Annotated in this window: 8 protein-coding genes; 3 read left to right on the top strand and 5 right to left on the bottom strand. The window is 66.1% G+C overall.

The genetic code is table 11. The features are described from left to right. Positions 1-363: 363 nt before the first annotated feature. On the bottom strand, positions 364-537 hold the full coding sequence (locus tag AC0L23_RS09860; protein WP_158091562.1) for a hypothetical protein: 174 nt from the start codon (positions 535-537) through the stop codon (positions 364-366). Between AC0L23_RS09860 and AC0L23_RS09855 the strand changes: the two genes are divergently transcribed. Next, positions 536-739: a hypothetical protein gene (locus tag AC0L23_RS09855; RefSeq protein ID WP_018453086.1), complete on the top strand. Its 204-nt coding sequence runs from the start codon at positions 536-538 to the stop codon at positions 737-739. The genes AC0L23_RS09860 and AC0L23_RS09855 overlap by 2 nt on opposite strands. Here the strand turns inward: AC0L23_RS09855 and AC0L23_RS09850 are convergent, their stop codons facing one another. The 4 genes from AC0L23_RS09850 to AC0L23_RS09835 form a co-directional block, all read right to left on the bottom strand. Further along, on the bottom strand, positions 740-1,243 hold the full coding sequence (locus AC0L23_RS09850; protein WP_085351544.1) for a DUF6496 domain-containing protein: 504 nt from the start codon (positions 1,241-1,243) through the stop codon (positions 740-742). It abuts the gene before it with no gap. Positions 1,244-1,311: 68 nt separating this feature from the next. Next, positions 1,312-2,094, bottom strand: coding sequence for an alpha/beta fold hydrolase (locus AC0L23_RS09845; protein WP_085361139.1), 783 nt, complete (start codon positions 2,092-2,094; stop codon positions 1,312-1,314). A 4-nt stretch (positions 2,095-2,098) separates the two neighbouring features. Next, on the bottom strand, positions 2,099-3,394 hold the full coding sequence (locus tag AC0L23_RS09840; protein WP_085351542.1) for an O-acetylhomoserine aminocarboxypropyltransferase: 1,296 nt from the start codon (positions 3,392-3,394) through the stop codon (positions 2,099-2,101). A gap of 81 nt (positions 3,395-3,475) precedes the next feature. Then, entirely contained in the window at positions 3,476-4,276 is an 801-nt protein-coding gene (locus AC0L23_RS09835; RefSeq protein WP_473356830.1) for an IclR family transcriptional regulator, read from the bottom strand. A 132-nt stretch (positions 4,277-4,408) separates the two neighbouring features. On the opposite strand from AC0L23_RS09835, the gene AC0L23_RS09830 reads away from it, so the two are divergent. Continuing rightward, the gene (locus AC0L23_RS09830; protein WP_085351540.1) at positions 4,409-5,374 is read left to right on the top strand and encodes a Bug family tripartite tricarboxylate transporter substrate binding protein; all 966 of its coding nucleotides are present in this window, start codon (positions 4,409-4,411) and stop codon (positions 5,372-5,374) included. A 3-nt stretch (positions 5,375-5,377) separates the two neighbouring features. Beyond that, complete coding sequence (locus AC0L23_RS09825; RefSeq protein WP_018453091.1) at positions 5,378-5,995, top strand: flavin reductase family protein; 618 nt, start codon at positions 5,378-5,380, stop codon at positions 5,993-5,995. Positions 5,996-6,013: the final 18 nt, after the last annotated feature.

Genomic DNA, 6,013 nt, shown 5'->3' with positions numbered 1-6,013 from the left:
CGCGGGCGGGGGGCGGGGGGGGGGGGGGTGGGGGGGGGGCGGCCCCCCCGCGGGGGGGGGGGGGGGGGCGCCCCCCCCCCCCCCCCCCCCCACGGGTGAGGGGTCTCTCTCCGCGTGCGACTCTCTTGAGGATTCGCGGAGGCAAACCCCTCATCCGGCGCTTCGCGCCACCTTCTCCCGCAAGGGGAGAAGGAAGAACTCATCGCGAGATGAATTCGTTTGCCGGCGCTCGCACGCGGAGAAGCGCCCCTGCGCGCTCATCGCAATTACGGATAGACATTTCATTGACCGTTCGCGCTAAACGCTCGATATTCGACGCATCGACACTGCTCCTTCGAGCCGAAGCCGCGATATGAGAACCGATCACCAGCGCAGTAACAATGACATGCATGCGTGCATGACGCGCCGCTGTTTCTCGGCGGCCACCGGCGCATGTTGTTGTTGCTGACCGCCGCCTCCTAGCAGCACCTCACCCAGCAAATCCCAAGAAGCAAATCCAAAGACAGGAACGCCGAGACCCGGCGGACGAGCAGTCATGTCCCGAACTCAATCGAATGCCTACGTCATCGAGATCCACGACCGCGCCGCCGGCATCGTCACGAGGGATACGCGCGGCTTCCGCTTCTTCTCCTCCGAGCGTCTGTTCGACAGCCTCGAAGGCCGCCAGTTCCGCTCGGCGCGCGAGGCGGAGCGCGCCGCCCGTGCGGTATTCTCCGAGCGGGGCCGGCGCGCGAACTGATCAGCTCCGGCGGCGCGCCCTGGTGCGTGCCGCCTTCTTTGCGGCGGTGGAGCGGGCCTTGACGCCCTTGGTGCGGCTCGCCTTGCGCGCGGCGGCTGAACGCGACGCGGCCGTTCGCCGGCTCGCGGCGCGCTTGCCCTGCTTCGACAGTGCGCTGCGCGATGCGGTCGAGCGCGGCTCCTTCTTCAAAACCTTTTCGACTGCTTGCGACACGCGCGGCCGGCGCTTCGGGGTGCGTTTGCCCTGACCGACGTCATAGGCATATTTGGCGCTGCGGCGCGTCGCCTTCTTGACGCGACCTTTGCGCGGTGGCGGCAGATCGACGCCGGCGCGGCGCGCTTCGGACAGACCGATGGCGATGGCCTGCTTCGTCGAGCGGGCGCCATGCTTGCCCTTGCGGATCTTGTCGATCTGGTCCTTGACGAATTCACCGGCCTGCGTGCTTGCCGATTTTCCGGCACGCTTGTCTTGCCTGGCTTTGCGAATGACTTCCTGTCTTGGCATGGGTCCAGTTCCCTCTGGAATTCACGGGAATGTCTGACCGCAACGCGCAAGATGGACGATTGATCCTGTCAGTTCCGTAGCGCAGCGAGCAGTTCATCGGGGCGTTCGGCCATGATCATGTGGCCCGCGCCGGGCACCACGACGGTCTTCGCATGCGGGATCGCGGCGGCAAGTGCCTTGCCGGCCTTCACCGGCGTCATCATGTCCCGTTCGCCGAGGATGAGCGTCGTGGGCACCTTCACGCTTGCGGCTGCTTGCAGCGCATTCGCGTAAGCATTGCAGGCCGACAAATCCCGGAACAGCACGCCCGGCTCGCTGTGTTTCAATACGGCCTGCGCGCCGCCATGCATCCACAGGCCCGGTGCGAGGCTGCCGCCGAGCTCGGCGTTGAAGCCGAGGCCCCAGATCGAGACCATGTCGTTGGCATCCTGCGAATTGGCTTCGGCCGCCTTCAGCAGATCCGGGCCGACCGTCATGGTCGCGGCCGTGCCGATCAGGCTGAGCGCGGAAACCTTGTCGGGGTGACGTGCGGCCGTCTCCAGCGAGATCAGCGATCCCATGGAATGGCCGATCAGATGCGCTTTCGTCGCTCCGGCCGCATCGAGCAGGGCCGCCGTCCAGTCGGCCATTTCGGCGATGCTGCCGAGCGAAGGTCCGGGCGAGCGGCCGTGGCCGGGCAGATCCGGCGCCAGCACGCCAAAGCCGTGATGCGCGAACCAGCGGGTGTGCAGTGCCCAGGTCGAACGGTCGAAACCGGCGCCGTGGAGGAAGACGACGGCGGGCAGGGATCTGTCGAAGTCGCGGCCGCCGGTTGCGACCAGCACCTCGGCGCCGTTGACGGAGAGCTTCATGGTGTCAGACCTTTTGCGAGATGCGCAGCGCTTGGGTGAGATCGTCGATGATGTCGCTTGCGGTCTCGATGCCGACCGAGAGTCGCACCAGCTCCTCGCCGATGCCCGAGGCCTTGAGCTGCTCGGCGTCCATCTGCTGGTGCGTGGTCGAGGCGGGGTGGATCACCAGCGTCTTGGCGTCGCCGACATTGGCGAGATGACTGATCATGCGCAGCGATTCGATGAATTTGCGGCCCGCGGGCCGGCCCCCCTTGATGCCGAAGGAGACGATCGAGCCGGCGCCGCGCGGCAGTAATTGTGTTGCGAGCTGGTAGTCCGCATGATCTTCGAGCGAGGGATGCAGCACCCAATCGACCGCCTTGTTGGCTTTCAGTGCTTCCAGCACGAGGTGCGTGTTCTGCATGTGGCGGTCCATGCGCACGCCGAGCGTCTCGACGCCCTGCAACAGCTGGAAGGCGTTGGTCGGCGATAGACAAGCGCCGAAATCGCGCAGGCCTTCGGTGCGCGCGCGCATGATGAAGGCGGCGGTGCCGAACTGCTCGTCGAAGACGATCCCGTGATAGCCGCCATAGGGCTCGGTCAGCACGCCGAATTTTCCGGATGAACGCCAGTCGAAACGACCGCCGTCGACGATGGCGCCGCCGATCGCGATGCCGTGGCCGCCGATCCATTTGGTCGCCGAATGCATGACGATGTCGGCGCCGAGCTCGATCGGACGGCTGAGATAGGGCGTGGCAAAGGTGTTGTCGATCAGCAGCGGAATCTTCGCGTCATGCGCGATCGAAGCGACGTTCGGAATGTCCAGCACCTCGAGCCCGGGATTGCCGATGGTCTCGCCGATCATCAGCTTCGTGTTCGGCTTGATCGCCGCGCGGAACGCGTCGAGATCGCGCGGCTTGACGAACGTTGTGGTGATGCCGAAGCGCGGCAGCGTGTGCGCCAGCAAATTGATGGTGCCGCCATAGAGCGAGCTCGATGCCACGATATGGTCGCCGGCGTTCAGAAGCGTGGCGATGGCCAGATGCAGCGCCGCCATGCCGCTCGCGGTGCAGATCGCGCCGACGCCGCCTTCCAGCGCCGCAAGCCGTTCTTCCAGCACGCCGGTGGTCGGATTGGAGATGCGCGTATAGATGTGGCCGGCGCGTTCGAGATTGAACAGCGCGGCGGCGTGATCGGAATCCTGGAACACGTAGGACGTGGTCTGGTAGATCGGCACCGCGCGGGCGCCGGTCGCGGGATCCGGATGCTGGCCCGCATGCAGGCTCAGGGTCTCGAAGGCAGGCGGTTTTGGCGCGGGCATGCGGGGCCTCGTTGCTCGGTCGGCGGAGGCGGCTCTTGTGCCATAAAATGGCGCGCGGCGTCAGCCCATTGACAGCGTTGTCTAACCCCGGATCGCCTGCTCGATGATCCGCGCCTCCCGCAGCAGGATCTCCGCGACCTCCTGTTCGCGTCGTGGGCCGAGCCTGGTGCGAACGGCGGAGACGGTCATGGCGGCAGCGGGACGGCCGTCCGGGGTCTTGATCCAGGTCGAGATCGACTTCGTGCCCTGCACGAGACCAATTTCCCTCATGCCGTATCCCAGCCGTCTTGCGGCGGTGACCTGGCCCAGCACCGTCGCAACATCGGTCCGGTAGGCCTCCAGTCTCTTCTCGTTGGCTGCGACTTTTTTTCGCGCGTCCGGCGCCGGCAGCGGGGCGTGTAGGGCGACGCCGGCGCTGGAGACGCCGAGCGGGCGGCGCGCGCCGACCTCGATCGACAGCACCTGGATCGGATAGACGCCAATCCGGCGATCGACGCACAGCGTGTCATTGCCGGTCCGCACCGTCAGGAACAGCGTGTCGCCGATCTCGGCCGAGGCGCGTTGCAGCGACGGATTTGCCGCGATCAGCAGCCGCGACGGCCGAGGCCGTGCGAGCGCGAGCTCCGGCACCTGGTTGCCGATCGCGTAGCGGCCGGTCCGGTCATGCCGTTCGACGATGCCTTCCTCGATCAGCACGTGGACGATGCGGTGCACGGTCGGGCGGGTGAGGCCGGTCGCCCGCAATACCTCGGCCAGCAGCACGCCGTCTTCGCGGCCTGCGGCAAGGATGCGCAGCACCGCGAGCGCGCGCCGGATCGCCTGCGCGCCCTGTCGCGGTCCCGTGATGCGGCGGGTGGATTTCGCGGAAGTCGTCTTGTCCATAATATGGACGAGAACGCCACAATTCACTCGACAGGTAAAGCGCCCATCTGGAGATTGCGCTCCGAATCGACATGCCGTGTACGACGTCAGGCAAATCGACGTAAAATTTGGAAGCGCCGCCGGGAGGTTAACATGCGATTAATCTGGATTGCCCTAGCTGCCGCAGCGGCGATGTTGACGGGACCGGCGTCGGGCCAGCAATGGCCGGCGCGCAACGTCAAGCTGATCGTGCCCTATCCGGCCGGCGGCAATGTCGATAGCGCCGCGCGCATCATCGCGGACAAGCTCCAGGAAAAGCTCGGCCAGCCGTTCATCATCGAGAACAAGGCGGGCGCCGGCGGCATGATCGCGGGCGAGGCCTTCGCGAAATCCGCGCCCGACGGCTACACGCTGTTCGTCGGCGCCAACGGCCCGGTGCTGTTCGCGACCGAAATCAACAAGCGCGACGCCTACAATTGGAAGAAGGACTTCCTGCCGATCACGACGATCTCGATGACGCCGTTGGTGCTCGAGGTGCATCCGTCGGTGCAGGCGACCACCTTCAAGGAATTCATCGACCTCGCCAAGCGCGAGCCGGGCAAGCTGACGATGGCCTCGCCCGGCCCCGGCACCACCAATCATCTGCTCAGCGAGCTGATGCAGTCCAGCCTCGACCTGCAATGGGTCACCGCGCATTATCGCGGCAATGCGCCTGCCGTCAACGATCTCTTGGGCGGGCAGGTGCAGTTCGCGTTCGACCAGCTCACGGTCAGCCTGCAGCACATCAAGGCCGGTCTGTTCCGGGCGCTGGCCGTCACCAGCCCGCACCGCCTGAAGTCGCTGCCCGACGTGCCGACCTTCGCCGAGCTTGGTTACAAGGATTTTGACGGCCAGACCTTCACCGGCCTGTTCGCACCGGCAGGCACGCCGGCGCCCGTGATCGACAAGCTGCACGAGGCACTGACCGCGATCCTGAAGGACCCCGCCGTGGTCGACAAGTTCGAGAAGCTCGGCGGTGAAGCCGTCGCGATGACGCCCGACGAATTCAAGGCCTATCTCGCGCGCGAGGACGCCAAATGGATTCCGATCGTGCGCAAGGCCAACATCAAGGCGGATTGATCGATGCGGATCGACCCCAGCGAGCTCGGCGCCGAGCGCATCTACCGGCTGATGACGGGCATCGTGGTGCCGCGTCCGATCGCCTGGGTGACGAGCCTGTCGCGCGCAGGCGTGCTCAACCTCGCGCCGTTCAGCGCCTTCACCTTCGTCTCGCAGAAGCCGCCGATGCTCGCGATCAGCGTCGGCCGCAAGGGCGCGGACTACAAGGACACCGCGCATAACATCCTCGATACCGAGGAATACGTGATCCACATCGCCGATACCCCGCTGATGCAGGCGGTGCACGACTCATCGGTCGAGCATCCGCCCGAGATCAGCGAGGTCGCGGAGCTCGGCCTTGAGACGCTCCCGAGCGAGCGCATCAAGGTGCCGCGGCTCAGCGTTGCACCCGTTGCGATGGAGTGCCGCTTTCGGCAGTGCCTCGAATTCGGCGACGCCCGCAGCCGTCTCATCGTGGGCGAAGTCGTGATGTTCCACCTCCGCGACGGCCTCGTGAACGACGGCAAGGTCGAAACCGTCGCGCTCGATCCGATCGCGCGCATCGGCGGGCCGCGCTACGCCCGGCTCGGCGAGATCGTGACGCTGCACGGCGTGTTCCAGACTCCCAAATCGAAAGACTGAGCGCGCCGCCCCCGCGCG

The sequence above is a fragment of the Bradyrhizobium sp. MI1.4 genome (assembly GCF_055811315.1).
Note: the sequence above shows the minus strand (reverse complement) of the source record. Positions and strands in the feature narration are given on the sequence as shown.

What these genes read in the sequence shown, in the direction of transcription:
- AC0L23_RS09855 (WP_018453086.1), top strand. Translation starts at nt 536, where the DNA reads ATGTCCCGAACTCAATCGAATGCCTACGTCATCGAGATCCACGACCGC.
- AC0L23_RS09860 (WP_158091562.1), bottom strand. Translation starts at nt 537, where the DNA reads ATGACTGCTCGTCCGCCGGGTCTCGGCGTTCCTGTCTTTGGATTTGCT.
- AC0L23_RS09850 (WP_085351544.1), bottom strand. Translation starts at nt 1,243, where the DNA reads ATGCCAAGACAGGAAGTCATTCGCAAAGCCAGGCAAGACAAGCGTGCC.
- AC0L23_RS09845 (WP_085361139.1), bottom strand. Translation starts at nt 2,094, where the DNA reads ATGAAGCTCTCCGTCAACGGCGCCGAGGTGCTGGTCGCAACCGGCGGC.
- AC0L23_RS09840 (WP_085351542.1), bottom strand. Translation starts at nt 3,394, where the DNA reads ATGCCCGCGCCAAAACCGCCTGCCTTCGAGACCCTGAGCCTGCATGCG.
- AC0L23_RS09835 (WP_473356830.1), bottom strand. Translation starts at nt 4,276, where the DNA reads ATGGACAAGACGACTTCCGCGAAATCCACCCGCCGCATCACGGGACCG.
- AC0L23_RS09830 (WP_085351540.1), top strand. Translation starts at nt 4,409, where the DNA reads ATGCGATTAATCTGGATTGCCCTAGCTGCCGCAGCGGCGATGTTGACG.
- AC0L23_RS09825 (WP_018453091.1), top strand. Translation starts at nt 5,378, where the DNA reads ATGCGGATCGACCCCAGCGAGCTCGGCGCCGAGCGCATCTACCGGCTG.